The following is a 17377-nucleotide window of genomic DNA, read 5'->3' on the forward strand; positions in this document are numbered from 1 at the left end:
TTATCCTACTTTTGGCCCGTTAAGAAAAAAAATTGGTAACCAATCTAAACATACAGTTATGAAAATTACCCGCAATGCGTCGGCTCATTGGGCTGGTACCGGCAAAGATGGTAAAGGTACGCTCACCACCGCCAGCACCGTTCTCAATCAGACCCAGTACTCCTTCAATACCCGCTTCGCGGATGGTGTAGGCACAAATCCCGAAGAATTGGTAGCGGCTGCCCACGCAGGTTGTTTTGCCATGCAACTGGCCTTTAACATTCAACAAGCGGGTTTTGCCGCTGATTCGCTGGATGTCAAGTGCGACATCACCCTGGAAGATGGTGGCATCACCAGCTCGAAACTAACGCTCAACGCGGCTGTACCAGGCCTCGACAAAGCCAAGTTTGACGAGCTGGTGGATCATGCCGAGCACAACTGTCCCATCTCCAAGCTATTCAACACCACCATCAGCGTGGACGCGACATTGGCTTAAAGAGTGAAAGAGCGAAAGAGCGGGTATGCTGGACTTTCGCTCTTTCACCCATTGCCTACTTAGCCACCGGCTTGATACCCCGTCGCTTTAACCATACTTTTGTGCTTTCGTTTGCGAGGTCATTTCGGGCAAACAATAACCTGAACGCTTCCACAAGCGCACCTATTTATTTAGCAAATCAACCCGTTGCAGACGCTTTTACTTTCTTTTCTTTTTCTCTCCCTTTTTGGCAAGTCCGGTAAGCTAACGTCTGAAATAGAGACTCACTCTTCTGACCGTAGATTAAGCGAATATCACCATGCATCCGCAACGCTATTACCAACAGTCCGGTCTACTTTCCCCTTCAAACAGGCGGAAAAACAACGGGCTGGAACGAAACGCGTCAAACAAGGTAAAGCGGCTCGTCGTACCGCCACAAAAAGAAAAGTAAAGCCGAGCCAACAACAGGTACGGTCATCCAAAAGCCGCCAACCGGCACGTTCTGTAGCTGGTCGCCGGCCACTCAGCGGCACTATCTTTTATCTGGCTTCGGGACACGGTGGCCCCGACCCAGGCGCTATTGGTCGGTACGGCCGTAATCTGTTGCCCGAAGATGAGTATGCCTACGACGTTACCATTCGACTAGCGCAGTTGTTAAAGCAACAGGGTGCAACCGTCTACATGATGGTGCAGGACCCTAACGACGGTATTCGGAATGATGCCGTATTGAAGCTCGACCGAGACGAAGTAGCCTACCCCCATCAGCGCATTCCCCTCAACCAGACCGCCCGGCTCAATCAGACGACAACCGCCGTCAACCGGCTCTACACCCGTCATAAAAAAGCATACCAGCGCTTTATTACGATTCATGTCGACAGCCGCAGCCAGGGCCAGAATATCGACGTTTTCTTTTATCATCACGACCGTAGCGCCGTCGGCAGGCGACTAGCCCAACACATTCACCGACGTTTCAAGACAAACTACAGGCGTTACCAACCCGGTCGGCCATATTCGGGCAACGTAACCACGCGCAGTACGCTCTATGTCGTCAGGAACAGCCATCCGCCCACGGTATTTATCGAGTTGGGGAACATCCAGAACCGGCAGGACCAACGACGCTTTGTGCTGGCCGCTAACCGCCAGGCGCTGGCCAGCTGGATGGCGCAGGGCATTATGGATGATTATCGTTTGCGGTAAAACGCTTTGCCAACCAGCCGAAAAAAAGTTAAAATTTCGCTTGACTCTCCCCTTACGTCATAGGCTACATTTGCTTCGTCAATCAAAATGAACGACGAAGATGAGACCGTATTCCGTCAACCAACTGGCCAAACTAGCGGGGGTTAGTGTGCGCACGCTGCACCACTACGACCGGTTGGGTTTATTAAAACCATCAGTCCGCACCGAGGCCAGGTACCGGCTGTATGGTGAGAAAGAGCTAATCCGACTGCAGCAGATCCTCTTTTACAAGGAACTGGATTTCTCGCTCGCCGAAATCAGACGCATCATGAACGACCCAGCATTCGATATGATGGCCGCGCTGGAAAGCCACCGCTGTGCCTTAGAAAACCGCCGGGATCGGCTGACAACGCTGTTAGGAACGATTGACAAAACAATTTCTAAACTAAAAGGCGAACAACGCATGATGACAGACGAAGAACTTTATGCAGGCTTCCCCAGGGAACAGGCGGAAGCGTATCGACGCGAAGCGGTTGATAAATACGGCGCTAAAGAGGTCGAAGCGAGCGAAAACAACCTGCGCCAGCTCGGTAAGGCTGGAGTTGAACGACTCAAAGCCGACCAGCAGGACATCACGCAAACCCTCCTGCAGATGATCCATGACGACCCAGCCAGCGCGGCCGTGCAACAACAGATTGCCCGGCATTACACCAACATTCGGGGATTTTGGGGAGAGGATGTGTGCAAAAGTAAGAACATGGCTGAAGCATACAAAGGCTTAGCGCAGTTGTACATTGACGACCCGCGGTTTACCAGTCAAAATGGCCAGGCCAACCCAGCCTACGCGGCTTTTCTGCACAAAGCCATGACGTATTTTGCGAATACGCAATTAAGCGCATAAGACGCAATGCTTTTCAACGCAAAGGCACAGCGCACACGGATTAGCAAGCTTTTGAATGCCTACTAACCTGTGTGTTCTGTGCCTCTGTAACGAAAATAGTGGGTCGCTAGGTAGCACTCAGGATTTTCATGTTGATTGGGTCCCAGCTAACGGCTTTCTTCTGGAAATAACTCATGTTGCCGCACTGCGTTGGACCACAGGCCCGCAACCCAAACGTAGCGTCCTGCACGTTTGGTTTATTATTCCGTACCGACTCAAAGAAGTTAACAAAGTGCTCGTACCGATCGCCTTTGTAGTCTTTGGGAACCGTGTATTTGAACTCTTTCGGTCCTTCCATTTCAGCCCGTTGCGGATACAGTTTGTTGTATTCCTGAATATACAGCTCCTTCTGGTCTTTCGGGAAGTTGTCGACTGACATACCTGGTGCCTTCGGGAATTTATTCCGCCGAACCGTCAGGCTGTCCCAACCAATCGACAAATCACCTTCGGTACCCACAATCCGCACAAGATAGCCACCACCACCGCCATCGACGAAGTTAGCGCGGGTCGTCAGGTTAAATTCGGGATGCTCGGCCGTTTTCGGATAATCGTAGATACTTAATTGAATATCGGGCACATCCCGACCGTCTTTCCAGTACCGGATTCCCCCGCTCGAATACACGCGGTTGGGCCCTTTTGAGCCGGTAACGGTGTGCAGCGAGGTTAGCAGGTGGACGTATAAGTCGCCAGCGATACCGGTACCATAGTCCTGATAATTGCGCCAGCGGAAAAAGCGGAGGGGGTCCCAGGGTCGTTTAGGTGCGCTACCCAGGTACGTATCCCAGTCAACGGTTTGTGGCGAGGCATCGGGCGGGATAGAATATTGCCAGGCACCCATAGCACTGTGCCGGTCGTACTGGGCTTCGGCAAAGACGATCTCGCCAATGTCACCAGCTTTGAGCAGTTCACGAGCTTTGGCAATAATGATAGAGCTACCAAACTGGCTGCCCACCTGAAACACCTTACCCGTATCTTTCGATACCTTAATCAGCGTATGCCCGTCTTCCACCTTCTGCACCATCGGCTTTTCGCAGTATACGTGCTTGCCTTTGCGCATAGCGTCCGACGATATTTTTTCGTGCCAGTGGTCAGTTGTAGCGTTAATGACGGCATCAATATCCTTACGCTCCAACAACTCACGATAATCCCGCGTAACGGCGATCTGATCACCCCAAAGCTCCTTTGCCCGACGCAACCGCCCATCGTACAGATCACAGGCGGCTACCATCTCGATGCCGTCCACCATCAGCGCGGTTTGCGTATCGCCGATGCCCATACCACCCGTACCAATCAGGGCGATGCGCACTTTGTCGTTGGCCGACGTACTGGCGTGGTTTCTGACCAGATTGAGGTATTGCGGAGTAGAGGCAGCCGACCCGGCCAACGCGGCTGGTGCAGTGGCCGCTGCGGTTCCCGCAATGCTGAGAGTCTTTAAAAACGATCGGCGGGAGTTTGTCTCACCGTTGCCAGACGAAGCTTCGGTTTGGTTACGTTTCATGCTGAAAATGGATTGAGAATGAGTAAAGACTGGATAAAAATAAGTGAAGTTTCTGGTTTATCTACTTTTCTGACTGATCAGTCGGGGGCGGCTAAGCGTATGCCAATACGTTCAGTAGCTTATCCCTTCGTCATAGTTGAAGAGTGCGTACCCCGCTCCTTCCTTGTATCCGGGTACGTCTTCTTTCTGGCTTTTTACGGCGTCTTCCGATATAGGCGTCGTGAATGGCATCTTACCCGTTGGTGCAAACTTGCCCAACACCCCATCCAACAAGGCATCGGGAGTAGTACCGAACGTGGCCAGAACACCCTTGATATTGCCGGGCTTATCTTTGTTATAAATCTCGTCGATTACCCACGGATTCGTGTAGTTAATAGCCAGGATGGTAGATTTCTTCGCTGTCAGTCGATTAATGTACGCTGTGTTCACGGTATTTTTAGATAGGGACAGGTGAAGCGGAGAGCCATCAGAAGCAAACAAGGACTTGCCACCGGGTGTAATCCACAAAAGAATCACATCAGCCTCTTCGGGTGTTTTGACAAAATCAACGCTGTACTGATGATTCGTCGGCACATACACCGACCCAGCTGTGGAGTCAGCGACCCCAGTCTTTTTGAGATACGACTCGAAGTATACTTTGGTTCTGGCTTTTATGGGTAACGTTTTGGCTTCATTACGTAACAACACAATGGATTTACGGAGCGCCAGATTGGCTCGTTCCTGAAATTTTGCGTTACCCGCGATTCGCTCGGCGGCATCAACATCTACATACGGATTCTCGAACAGCCCTAATTCGAACTTTTCGATGAGTAAACGAATGACCGAATCGTCGATCAGTTTCATGTCGACCCTACGGCTTTTTACGGTTTCGAGCAGGTTAGCAGGGTTAGCCGTACCCGAGTACAGATTAACACCCGCTTCCAGCGTCTTTTTGTAACGCTCATTGATTGTGAGGTTCTCTGCGCCCCAGGGCATCATCTCAATGGGTCCCGTATCGGAATTGATAATGCCGTTAAAGCCAAGCTCGGTCCGGAGCAAATCATGAATAACGGCCCGGTTGTAGGCGTAGGCAATGGGGGCATACTGGGTGCCTTTGGGTAATGAGTAATAGGGCATAATGGCCGACGTACCGGCTTTGATGGCCGCCTTAAACGGAATCAGGTTGTTCTGGAACATCCCCCCCGGAAACACCTCGGTCTTACCCCAGTCAAAGTGCGGGTCCTGGCCACCTTGCCCGGCTCCCCCACCCGGAAAATGCTTGGTAGTTAAAGCTACAGATGTTGGGTTTAATTTAGCCCCCTGAAAGCCCAGTACGACTTCCGTAATCACCTGAGCAACCCAGTCCGCGTTTTCACCAAACGTACCTTCTGTGCGTTGCCAGCGGGGTTCCGTCGCCAGGTCCGCCATGTACATGTATCCTTTTCGCAAACCGACAGCCGCCCACTCCTGGCGGGCAATGTCGGCAAACTCCCGCACCAGCTTCAGGTCGCGCATGGCCGACAAGCCCAGCTCGCCCGGCCAGCTCGAGAAACTAGTTTTACCAACGCTTTTCCCAATGGCAGCGGCATTGGTAATGTGATTGCGCGGGTTCGACGCCACGATGGCCGGAATGCCTAAGCCGTCGCTCTCGCAGAGTGCCTGTAGTTTGTTGGCCCACTCGGCGGTGATTCGTGCGCTTGTGTTCGCCCGTAGGATGAAATGACGAAGGTGAAACTGCGTAACGGCTTTGGTTGTACCGGCCGCATTCATGATGGGCGTCGGTAGCGGCTTACGCGTGAACATGTTCATATCCGCTACCAAATCTTCCTCGTTGAAGTCGCTGGTTATAGGCTCTTTATTCTTAGGCGCTTCAAACGCCCAGTCATTTTTCAAACGCGTTGTGCTAATAAGCATAAAGCCAACTTTTTGCTCCTCTGACATTTTAGTCAGCAAGTCCCGACTGCGCTTCTCCGCCGACGATCACCAGTCTTCGTAGTTGTCCACTTGCCCATTCCGGTTGACATCCTTGAACCGAAGCCCATCTTTTTCCAGAATTTTAGCGGATCGACTGCCTAAGGTGAGTTGTGTCGTCTTGGCCTGACTCAGAGCAGCGTTGATCGCACCCAAAACCGTAAGCAGCAGACCAGTCAGGGCAAAGGTCAGGCCTTGACGTATTGGACAGGACATTATTGCAGCAGGAAAGAAGAGAGTTGGTTGTAAACTTCTAGGCTTCATGGGTTTAGACGAAAAGTAGGGCAAGAAAGGCAGGTAGCAACTCCTGCTTACCTATACACCCTTTATCTGCTTACCATAAAATTGTACTGTGCAGAAAAACTTTTCCCATAAAACGTTAGTTGATATATCAACACGTTTATACATTTGCCCCATGCTTGTAGATAAAGAGACTAACATCAGGGATAAATTTTCCGAGAGGCTAGGTCGTTTGTCCATTTTTATGATTAGCCATGTTGGTCATTTAATGGCCCGCCGATCTAATCGAGAATTAACAAAGGCAGGTTTCTCGCTACAGATCGAGCAGTTACCTATCTTGTTTATCATCTACTTTTCAAGTGATAGTTTGCTATCTCAGCAGGACATTGCCAACATGGCTCAGAAAGACAAATCAGGCATTCAACGCTCTATTCGTACGTTAGAGCGCGATGGTTACCTGAAAATTGTATCCGATGATGTAGATCGTCGCCGAAACCTGATTCAGTTGACACCCGCCGGAAAACTGGTCGTTGAAAAAGCGATTGAAACAGCAGAAACTATTGACAAGCAGGTAACGGATCAATTGACCGCTAGCGAACTAGACTCATTTTTAATCACACTCCGGAAAATCTCCGGGTTGTTAGATAAGTAGTTTACATTTTTTCGATCTAATAGTTGACACGTCTACAGTTGACACCTCAACAATTGTATTTATGAAACGTAAAATTGCACTTGGCTTATTTTTCGGTCTGCTTTTACCGGTGAGCACCTGGGCGCAGGCCCAACCTGGCTTCCGGCTTAAAGACTGCATTGACTATGGCCTTAAAAATTTCGGTACTGTTCGCATTGCGCAGTACCAGGTGGAAACAGCGAATCAGCAGGCTCGGCAGGCGCTGGGGCAGTATCTGCCGCAGGTAAGCGCAAGCGGTACAATGACCAACAACATCAAGCTTCAGCAAAGCGTTATTCCCGCTGGTGTATTTGGCCCCGATCCACGCGTGTTCATCATTGGTCAGAAGTACCAGACGAACGTAACGGCTCAGGCTTCTCAAACGCTTTTCGATAAATCGCTTTTGCTTGGCATTAAAGCGAACAAGCCCAATCAGGAGCTGGCCGCCCTGAACACACGTCAGACACAAGAGGATATTATCTATAACATAGCCAGCAATTATTACCAGGTGTTTGTGGCTCAGCAGCAGATTGGGTTACTACGTGATAACCTCGAACGGACGCAGCAGGTGCTTAACATCCTGAAATTGCAGCGCGACAACGGTGTTATCCAGCCAGTCGATTATACGCGGACAGAGGTAAGTTATAACAGCACCCAGTCGCAGCTGGCGCTGGCCGAGAATGATTTAAACCTGGCCCTGAACCGACTGAAGTATCAAATGGGAATGCCTCAGGAGCAGAATCTGGTGCTGTCGGACTCTACCCTGCTGACTCAGCTGCCAACCCTGCAGCAAGGACAGTTTGATGCGAACAATCTGGTTTCTTTTCAGCAGGCACAAACCAATATCGCTCTACAGGACTTGCAGCTGCAACGAATCAGAGCGGGTTACCTGCCAACGCTCAGTCTGACCGCTAACTATGGTACGCTGAACCTGGGAGCTCAGACCATCGACAAGCTGTTCAGCAACTTTGTGGGCTTTGGTAGTTTTGGCCTACGCCTGAGTATTCCCATCTTCGACGGTTTCCAGCGAGACGCTCAGATAAAACAGCAGCGCCTAACCCTGCTGACCCAGCAGGAACAACAGAAACTGAATGTGGCGGCCTACCGGCTTCAGTTTAACAGCGCCCAGTCGCAGATTCAGCGGGCTCAGACAAGTCTGCAAAACGATGAGCGTAATGTTAAGCTGGCGCAGGAGGTGTATAACATCACCACCTTACAATACAAGCAGGGAACCAAGCTGCTCACGGACCTGATCAATGCGGATAATTCATACCGCGAAGCCCGGACCAATTACATCAACTCGTTGATTAATCTGTACCAGGCCCGCCTTGATCTCGAACAATCGCAGGGTAAACTCCTCACGTTCTATAACCAACTTTGAGAAATACAACCGCATAATAGATCATGAAAAAGACAACGCTAATCGTCGTCGCAGCCTTACTAGTCGTTACTGCCCTGATTGGCTTCCGCCTGTCTTCGAACAAAAAGAAGATCGACGCGCAGAAACAGCCCGTCGTTAAGACGAACGTGGCCATTCCGGTAACCGTTGCTCCCGTAGCGGAGGGAACGGTCAGCCAGCAGCTTGTTAAAACCGGCAATCTGATTCCATACAAAGAAGCAGACATCATTGCTACCACGGCAGGCAAGGTAACCAGGGTCAACTTTAACCTGGGTTCCAACGTATCGCAGGGCGCAACGCTGGTGCAACTGGACAACCAGCTGAAAGAATTGTCGCTTCAGGCAACACAGCTTACAATTGACAGGCTGAAAAAAGACGTAGCCCGTTACAACACCCTCCTGGCCGGTAATGCTACTACGGAGATACAGGTAAACGAAACAAAATATAACTACGAAACGGCTGTCAACCAGGCTGAACAGATCAGGAAGCAGATAGCCGATGCCAATGTAAAGGCACCGATTGGTGGCCGGATTGTGCAGAAGGATATTGAGCCCGGTGAATACATCACCGTTGGTAAAGTACTCGGACGCGTACTGGACGTGAACCGTTTGAAAGTGCAGGTACCCGTTAACGAGAGTGATGTGTATGGCTTGCGTGAGGGTCAGTCGGTTAAAGTATCGGCCGACGTGTTTCCGGGTCGGACGTTCAATGGTCGGATCTCTTACATTGCTCCACAAGGCAGCGAAGAGCATAATTATCCGGTTGAAATCACCGTTGATAACGCCAATGGCCTGAAAGCAGGTACGTTCGTGAATGTAGATTTCTCGCAGAAATCGAACCAGAAAGCCTTACAAATTCCGCGGGCTGCGCTGGTCGAAAGTATCAAGAATCCGTACGTGTATGTCGTAAATGGAAACGTAGCCAGCCGCCGTACAATTAAAGTAGGTCGGGATTTTGGCGATAGTCTGGAAGTACTTGAGGGGCTATCGGCAGGTGATCGGGTAGTAACAACTGGTCAGCTGAACCTGAGCGATGGTAAGCCTGTACAAATCACAAAATAAGTTTAAGAAATCATGTCTGTATCTGAAATAGCGGTTAAACGGCCACTGCTGGTAACAACCATCTTCATTGTCCTGATTTTATTCGGTGCTTTGAGTTACCAGCAGCTGTCCTACAACCTGTTACCTAAGTTTGAGGCCAACGTCATCAGCGTAGTGACAACCTACCGGGGAGCCTCGGCCGATGAGGTTGAGACGAACGTAACCAAGCGCATCGAAGAGGCCCTCTCGGCGCTGGAAGGGCTGGACCGGATGACATCGACCTCGCAGGAAGGCGCATCGAGCGTAATTATCCAGTTGAAGAACGGGGTGAACACTACCCTGGCCCAACAGGATGCCCAACGCAAAATCGAGCAAATCATTAACCTCTTGCCCGACGAAGCCGACCGGCCGATTCTGAATAAGTTCTCTACCGACGAGATTCCGGTCTTGCGGATGGGCGTTACGGCCAAGATGTCGCCCACAGCGCTGTATGATCTGATCGACAACGATATCAAGCCACAGTTATCGAACGTGTCGGGGGTTGGCCAGGTGAACGTCATTGGCGGCAATGAGCGGGAGATCCAGGTCAATGTCAACACCGAGAAACTACGCGGGTATGGCCTATCAATTGCCCAGGTATCGCAGGCCATCAACGCGGCCAATGCCAGCTATCCGGCGGGTCAGTTAGAAACGCGGGAGTCGCAGTACTCGATTCGGTTCGATGCCTCGGTGCAAACGGTGAATCGCCTGCGCGATCTGATTATAGCGCAACGGACCGATGGCAGCCGGAACGCCGGATCGCAGGTTCTCCTGAAAGACGTTGCCGAAGTAGTCGATGCAACGACCAAACCAACGGCCATTAACCACATCAACGCCCAGCCATCGATTGGTTTGCAGATCCAGAAGCAGTCCGATGCCAATGCCGTGTCGGTTAGCCAGCAGGCGCAGGTTAAGATTGCTCAGTTAGAAAAGCAATACAGCAACGTTGGGCTAAAATTCAACATCGCGTCTGACCAGTCGATCTACACACTGGCTTCGGCCCACGCGGTAGTCGAAGATATGGGGCTGGCGGTTCTGATCGTATCCCTGGTGATGCTGCTGTTCCTGCACAGCTTCCGGTCGGCGCTGTTCGTTCTGGTAGCCCTGCCTTCGTCCATGATTCCAACGTTCGCGCTGATGTATCTGATGGGCTTTTCATTGAACCTGATGACACTGATGGCCCTTTCGCTGGTGGTCGGTATTCTGGTCGATGACTCTATTGTGGTGTTGGAAAACATCAATCGACACCTGGAAATGGACGGTCCGACGGGTCGGAAAGACAGGCGCCAGGCAGCCCTCGATGGCCGAAGTGAAATTGGCTTTACGGCCTTGGCTATTACGCTCGTCGACGTCGTGGTATTCGTTCCACTGGCCATGACGGGGGGCTTGATTGGGAACATCCTACGTGAGTTTGCGCTGGTGGTCGTTTTCTCGACCTTGATGAGCTTGCTTGTGTCGTTTACCCTGACTCCGTTGCTGGCCTCACGCTTTGGTAAGATCGAAGTCCTGAATCCAGAAACCTTATGGGGTAAACTGAACTTAGGCTTTGAGCGCTTCCTGGATCGCCTGACCGATGCCTATGGTCGCATTCTGACTTGGGTATTAGGCCACAAGCGGTGGGTATTCCTGGGGGTTATCGTACTGCTGGTTGGCTCCATTGCCCTAGTACCTGCCGGGTTCATTGGTGGTGCTTTTATGCCACAGAGTGACCAGGCCGAAATGAGTGTGCAGATTGAGCTGGCCCCAACGGCGTCGATTTATCAAACGAACACGACAGCACAACGGGCGGAGCAAATCATTATGAAACACCCCGAAGTGACCAACGTGTTCACCAATGTTGGCTACAGCAGTAATGGTATAGCAACCTCCTCGAACAGTAACCTGGCCGACATCAACGTGAAGCTGATCGACAAAAAGCAACGCAAACTGTCGACGGAAGAGTTTGGCCAAATCCTGAAGCAGGAGGTTAGCCAGATTCCGGGGGTAAAGGTAACGGTAAGCCCGGTAGGCATTGTTGGAGCCTCGCAGGCCCCAATTATGATTGCGGTGAAAGGTACCAATCTGGCCGATATACGGAAAGCAGCCGCCCTGGTGAAACAGGTGACCGCATCGGTGCCAGGTACACAAGATGTAAAGTACTCAGTAAAAGATCCGAAGCCCGAAGTAACGGTTAACCTGAATCGGGAACGGATGGCGCAATTGGGAATCAACGCATCTGAGGTAGGTCTGGCACTGCAAAACGCCTTCCGGGGTAATGACCAGTCGAAGTTCAAGCAGAACGGGAACGAATACGATATTCTGGTTAGCCTGGATCGGTTTGACCGCACCAGCGCCCAGGATGTTAGCCGCCTGACGTTTGTGAACAACCAGGGCAAAACCTTTGAACTGTCGCAGTTCGCTACGGTACAGGAACAGGTGGGAGAAAGCGTACTCGAACGGATCGACCGACTCTCTTCGATCACGGTAAACGCACAAGTCGTTGGGCGTCCGGTGGGTACGGTAGGCGCTGACATTCAGGCCAAGATGGCACAGGAGAAACTGCCCGATGGCGTGTCTATCCAGTATTTAGGCCAATTGCAGCAGCAGTCCGATGCCTTTGGTAGCCTGGGTCTGGCGTTGATGATTGCTATTTTGCTGGTTTATTTCATCATGGTGGCGCTCTACGAGAGTGTGGTCTATCCGTTTGTGGTGTTATTCTCGATTCCGGTGGCGCTGATTGGTGCGTTGCTGGCACTCGCCCTGACGATGGAAAGCCTGACGGTATTCTCGATTGTGGGTATGATTATGTTGCTAGGTCTGGTGGCGAAGAACGCCATCCTGATCGTTGACTTTGCCAATCAGTTGAAAGCCGAAGGTCACGATGTTATTCACGCGCTGATTGAAGCGGGCAAAGAACGTCTTCGTCCGATTCTGATGACGACACTGGCCATGATTCTGGGTATGCTGCCGATTGCTCTGGCGAGTGGTGCCGGTGCCGAAACCAAAAATGGTATGGCCTGGGTGATTATCGGTGGCTTAACATCTTCACTGTTGCTGACATTGTTGGTGGTGCCGTCTATGTATCTGGTCGTTGACCGGCTTATTGCTCGGTTCGCCAAAAAGAAAGTGACGCCCAAAAAGCCACAGGAATTAGAAGTAGCCAAGGCAATAAGTTAAGATCAACCTTATCAAACAATAGAGCCAGCCTTCGATTTGAGGGCTGGCTCTATTGTTTGATAAGGTTGATGTTTAATCGCAACGCTTACTTCGTCGCTTTACTTGACACCTTCTGTACTTGCTTTAAGACGGGGTATCTATCTTTCAGCCTCACCCAATTTACTTCCATCCGCCACCCAACGCCCGGTACGTATTGACCATGGCATTCAGTTGCTGCACTTTAGTTTCAACCAGGTCAAATCGCGATTCGAGTGCATCGCGTTGGGTCAACAAGACTTCCATATAGTCGGCTCTTGCTGATTTGAAGAGCGTGTTTGAAATATTAGTCGACTGGATCAAGGCGTCGACCTGCTTTGCTTTCAAATCATAGCTCTTTTGCAAGTTATTAATATTAGACAACTGGTTGGCAACTTCGATGTAGGCGTTTAAAATGGTTCGTTCGTAATTGTAAACCGCCTGGATCTGTCTGGCATTCGCGCTGTAATACAGCGATTTTATGGCGTTTCTGTTGACGAATGGCCTGGTAAAGCCGCCAATCAATGAATATAGTAACGATTCGGGATTTAGCAAGAGGGCTGGATTATAGGAATTGAAACCCACGGCTGCGGAGAGGTCCAGCGAAGGAAGAAAATTAGCTCTGGCCACCTGCACATCCAGCTTGGCTGCTTCCAGATCCCGTTCGGCTCGTCTGATGTCGGGCCGGTTCTGCAGTAGTTGCGATGGGATACCGCCATGCATAACTTCGGGCACCAACGTATTGAAATCCTGCGAACTCCGTTGAACAGGCTGCGGAAACCGACCTACGAGGAAATTGATCCGGTTCTCCGTTTCGACAATTCGCTGCTGAATGTCGTATTGAAGACTCTGGGTACGGAGCACCTGGGCTTCAAATCGACGTACCGCCAGCTCTGTAACCTTGGCCGATTCTTTCTCGATTCGCACGATAGCTAATGCATTCGTCTGAATATCAATGTTTCTTTTAACTATATCCAGCTGGCTATCGAGTCCCAACAATTCATAGTAGGAATTGGCGATTTCGGCAACCAGATTCGTAACCGTGAAATTTCGTCCCTCTATACTAGACAAATAGCGGGTTGCCGCGGCTCGTTTCGCATTGTGCAGCTTGTTCCAGATATCGACCTGCCAGGAGACATTGGCACTTAAAAGAAAATCTGGCAGAGGAGTCGGAAACTCCCGACCCGGCCTGATTTCCGTATTCTCTTCGATAGCGCCTGACCGGGTGTATCGACCTACCTTGTCAACGCCTGCGCCCGCTTGCAAACCTACAAACGGCAGATATTCCCCTGTTCTGGCTCTTATTTCGTTTTGAGCAACCTGAATCTCCTGTAACGTAATGTTCAGTTCCTGGTTGTTGTGCAGGGCCGTATCAATCAGGGCCGTCAGGTACGGATCCGTAAAGAATTCCCGCCATTTGGCCTTACCCGTATTCAGCGTATCCTGACCGGTGCTGTAACTTGTAGGAACGGTTCTATTCTCTGTTCGTGTAACCAATGCCGGGGTTTTGCATGACGTTATAGCTAACGCCATGCAAGCTACCGGTACGCCGGCGCGGCCCAGCCCTGTATATATGAGTTTTTTAAACATGATTTGTGCTTTCTTCTTCTACTGGAAAAGCATCTAACTGATGCGTTAGATTCTCGGTTAACGAGTCATCCTCTTCATCTCTGATCATCTTCCGCCCATCGGCCAGACTACCAAATATGTAATACAAGCCAGGGATGATGATGACCCCGAAAATGGTGCCGAACAACATGCCACCCAGGGCGGATGCACCAATCGTACGGTTACCAATAGCGCCGGCCCCCGTTGCACTAATCAATGGTATCAATCCGGCCACAAAGGCGAATGAGGTCATCAGGATCGGTCGGAAACGGACCTTGGCCCCTTCAATGGCTGCGTTTAGAATCGTTTCGCCCTGGTGGCGCTTCTGAACGGCAAATTCAACGATCAACACGGCGTTTTTACCCAACAGACCCACCAGCATGATGAGTCCAATCTGGGCGTAGATGTTGTTCTCCAGCCCCATCATCTTCAGCACCAGGAACGAACCAAATACCCCAACCGGCAGCGAGAATACAACGGCCAACGGAATGATGAAGCTTTCGTATTGCGCGGCCAGCACCATGTAGACGAAGGCCAATACAATCAGGAATACGTAAAGCGACTCATTTCCCCGAATCGATTCGTCGTAAGACAGACCTTCAAAAGCGATGTCATATCCTTTGGGCAACGTCTTGGCGGCAACTTCTCGAATGGCTTCAATAGCTTGTGCCGTGGTATACCCCTTAGCCGGAAGGCCCTGAATGGCGGCTGAATTGTACAAATTGAACCGGGTAATCTCATTCGGCCCCTGCCCTTTTTTGAGCGTCATGAAGGCTGAGTAAGGCACCATTTCTCCCTCATCATTTTTAACAAAAAGCTTTAAGAGATCAGATGGAAGCCTTCTGAAGCTAGGATCAGACTGCACGTACACTTTAAAAAACTGGTTGTACTTGATAAACCCTTGCTCGTACGTACTACCGATCATGATATTGAGGTTATCCATCGCTTTTCCGATCGATACGCCTTTTTGCATGGCCAGTTTATTGTCGATCTCCAGTTCGTATTGCGGATAGTTCGCGGCAAAGAAGGTAAATAAGCCCGTGAGCTCTTTCCGCTTGCTCAAATTATCCATAAACTCTTTGTTGATTTTATCAAACTCCCGATAGTCTGTATCGGTTGTTTTGTCCAACAAACGCATCGAAAAACCGCCCGACGTACCAAATCCCGGGATGGCGGGTGGTTCAAAGAATTCGACAGTCGCCCCGAGGTTTTTCGATTTCTCCTCCAGTTCTTCCATGATCTCCTTCACGGTATGATCGCGCTCCGACCAGGTCTTCAGGTTGATCAGACAGGTACCGGCGTTAGAGCCCCGGCCCTCGGTCATGATCTCGTAACCGGCCAGCGACGATACCGATTCGATTCCCGGTACTTCTTCACAAATTTTCTGGAGCCGTCGGGAAACCTCGTTGGTTTTTTCCAGGGTAGAGCCCGGTGGCGTCTGGATAATGGCATAAATGGTACTCTGGTCTTCGTTCGGAATAAAGCCGGCTGGCAGAATTTTATTCACGAGTACGATTCCCGCACAGAAACCAATTAACACCGCGAACGTAACGAATCGTCGGCTGACGATTACTTTTAGCAAGCCCACGTACCATCCGGTCATTTTATCGAAACCCCGGTTGAAACTGTCGAGCGCCCGAGTAAGTGGGTTTTTCTTTTTGGCATGTCCATGATGATTTTTCAATAACATGGCACACAACACCGGCGTCAGCGTGAGGGCAATGATGGCCGAAATCACGATGGAGCTGGCCATAGTAATGGAAAACTGCCGGTAAAAGGTACCCACGGGGCCCGACATAAACGAGATGGGCAGGAATACCGACACCATAACTGCCGTGATGGCAATAATCGCTCCGCTGATCTCCCCAAGCACTTTTCTGACCGCACCAAAGGGGGTTAAATGCGGCTCCTCCTCCATCTTGGCGTGTACGGCTTCCACCACCACAATCGCATCATCCACCACAATACCAATGGCCAGCACCAGGGCAAAGAGCGTAATCAGGTTGATGGAGATTCCAAAGAACTGAATCACGAAAAACGCCCCGATCAAGGATACCGGAACCGCCAGAATCGGGATCAGGGTAGAACGCCAGTCACCCAAGAATATGAACACCACAAAGGCCACCAGAATGAAGGCGTCGCGCAACGTATCAATTACCTGCTCGATCGATGCGTCCAGGAAGTTAGACACGTCATAGCTGATCTTGTAGTCTACACCCGGAGGAAATGAGCCTTTCATTACCTCGAGTTTCTTCTTTACTTCCGCAATTACATCGCTGGCATTACTCCCGTAGTTTTGCCGCAACACAATGGCGGCCGACGCATGACCGTCCAGGTTCGAATAGATATCGAAGAATTCGCTTCCCAATTCTACTCTGGCTATATCCCTCAGGTGGATGCTTTCCCCTTGTGGATTGGCCCGGACAATGATGGCTTCATACTCTTCCGGCTTGTTATACCGTCCCTTGTAGGTAAGCACATACTCGAGCGACTGAGCAGCGATACCGGAGCTTTGACCGATCCGGCCGGGCCGACCGATAATACTTTGCTCCCCGATGGCCTTCATTACTTCCTCCGTAGAGATGTTGTAGGCCCGCATGCGCTCCGGGTTTAGCCAAACGCGCATGGCATAGCGTCGGCTACCCAATATCTGGGCTCTGGCTACCCCTCTGGTCCGCTGAATTTCAGGGATCATTTTAACGGTAGCGTAGTTGAACAGGAATTTTTCGTCAATGCTCTTATCTTTAGAATAGAGGTTGACGTACATTAACATACTAGGCTGGATAGGCGTAATAATAACCCCTTCGCGCTGAACCAGTTCGGGCAAAAGCGGCATTACCTGGTCCACCCTTGTTTTCACCCTGATGACGGCATCATTCGGGTCCGTACCGGGCTCAAATATAATCCGGAGCGTAGCCTCACCAGCACTGGTTGCATCAGTCGCGATATACCGCATGTCCTGTACCCCGTTGATCGCCTGTTCGAGGGTAATCAACGTAGATTTTACCAGAACATCAGCACTGGAGCCAGGATAAGCAATAAATATATTTACGGTGGTAGGAGCAATGTCTGGAAATTGAGAGATCGGCAGCCTCGTGATAGCCAGTATACCCACAAAGACGATCATGACCGATATCACAATAGCGAATACAGGTCTGCGTATGAATTTGGTGAACATATTTTCTGGTTTTA

At 50.7% G+C, this 17377-nt stretch carries 10 protein-coding genes and 1 pseudogene; 7 read left to right on the plus strand and 4 right to left on the minus strand.

Annotated elements, in window-relative coordinates; translation table 11 throughout:
- Positions 1 to 58: 58 nt before the first annotated feature.
- The 3 genes from ACFSUS_RS14380 (at position 59) to ACFSUS_RS14390 (ending at position 2531) form a co-directional block, all read left to right on the plus strand.
- The gene (locus ACFSUS_RS14380; RefSeq protein WP_381523687.1) at positions 59 to 475 is read left to right on the plus strand and encodes an OsmC family protein; all 417 of its coding nucleotides are present in this window, start codon (positions 59 to 61) and stop codon (positions 473 to 475) included.
- Between the two features lie 186 nt (positions 476 to 661).
- Positions 662 to 1651 carry an N-acetylmuramoyl-L-alanine amidase family protein gene (locus tag ACFSUS_RS14385; RefSeq protein WP_381523689.1) on the plus strand — a complete coding sequence of 330 codons (990 nt, stop codon included), beginning with the start codon at positions 662 to 664 and terminating at the stop codon, positions 1649 to 1651.
- A gap of 100 nt (positions 1652 to 1751) precedes the next feature.
- Positions 1752 to 2531 carry a MerR family transcriptional regulator gene (locus tag ACFSUS_RS14390; protein ID WP_381523691.1) on the plus strand — a complete coding sequence of 260 codons (780 nt, stop codon included), beginning with the start codon at positions 1752 to 1754 and terminating at the stop codon, positions 2529 to 2531.
- Between the two features lie 106 nt (positions 2532 to 2637).
- Here ACFSUS_RS14390 and ACFSUS_RS14395 read toward each other — a convergent pair whose 3' ends face one another.
- Both ACFSUS_RS14395 and ACFSUS_RS14400 read right to left on the minus strand, forming a co-directional pair.
- On the minus strand, positions 2638 to 4068 hold the full coding sequence (locus tag ACFSUS_RS14395; RefSeq protein ID WP_381523693.1) for a Gfo/Idh/MocA family protein: 1431 nt from the start codon (positions 4066 to 4068) through the stop codon (positions 2638 to 2640).
- A gap of 111 nt (positions 4069 to 4179) precedes the next feature.
- Positions 4180 to 6234: pseudogene (locus tag ACFSUS_RS14400) on the minus strand (glycoside hydrolase family 3 N-terminal domain-containing protein).
- Positions 6235 to 6526: 292 nt separating this feature from the next.
- Here ACFSUS_RS14400 and ACFSUS_RS14405 point away from each other — a divergent pair.
- The 4 genes from ACFSUS_RS14405 to ACFSUS_RS14420 all read left to right on the plus strand — a co-directional run bounded on the left by ACFSUS_RS14405 (position 6527) and on the right by ACFSUS_RS14420 (position 12562).
- Entirely contained in the window at positions 6527 to 6910 is a 384-nt protein-coding gene (locus tag ACFSUS_RS14405) for a MarR family winged helix-turn-helix transcriptional regulator (protein ID WP_381523695.1), read from the plus strand.
- Positions 6911 to 6971: 61 nt separating this feature from the next.
- Positions 6972 to 8309, plus strand: a complete 1338-nt coding sequence (locus ACFSUS_RS14410) for a TolC family protein (RefSeq protein ID WP_381523697.1) — start codon at positions 6972 to 6974, stop codon at positions 8307 to 8309.
- Positions 8310 to 8332: 23 nt separating this feature from the next.
- Positions 8333 to 9388 (plus strand): efflux RND transporter periplasmic adaptor subunit, encoded by a 1056-nt coding sequence (locus tag ACFSUS_RS14415; protein ID WP_381523699.1) that lies wholly within the window; start codon positions 8333 to 8335, stop codon positions 9386 to 9388.
- A 12-nt stretch (positions 9389 to 9400) separates the two neighbouring features.
- Positions 9401 to 12562 carry an efflux RND transporter permease subunit gene (locus ACFSUS_RS14420; RefSeq protein ID WP_381523702.1) on the plus strand — a complete coding sequence of 1054 codons (3162 nt, stop codon included), beginning with the start codon at positions 9401 to 9403 and terminating at the stop codon, positions 12560 to 12562.
- Positions 12563 to 12721: 159 nt separating this feature from the next.
- On the opposite strand, the gene ACFSUS_RS14425 is transcribed toward ACFSUS_RS14420, so the two are convergent.
- Together ACFSUS_RS14425 and ACFSUS_RS14430 are read right to left on the minus strand one after the other, a co-directional pair.
- Positions 12722 to 14167 (minus strand): TolC family protein, encoded by a 1446-nt coding sequence (locus tag ACFSUS_RS14425; RefSeq protein WP_381523704.1) that lies wholly within the window; start codon positions 14165 to 14167, stop codon positions 12722 to 12724.
- Complete coding sequence (locus ACFSUS_RS14430) at positions 14160 to 17363, minus strand: efflux RND transporter permease subunit (RefSeq protein ID WP_381523706.1); 3204 nt, start codon at positions 17361 to 17363, stop codon at positions 14160 to 14162. Before ACFSUS_RS14430 ends, ACFSUS_RS14425 begins: the two co-directional genes overlap by 8 nt.
- Positions 17364 to 17377: the final 14 nt, after the last annotated feature.

It is taken from the genome of Spirosoma soli, from assembly GCF_042684525.1.
Taxonomy (GTDB): Bacteria; Bacteroidota; Bacteroidia; order Cytophagales; family Spirosomataceae; genus Spirosoma; species Spirosoma soli.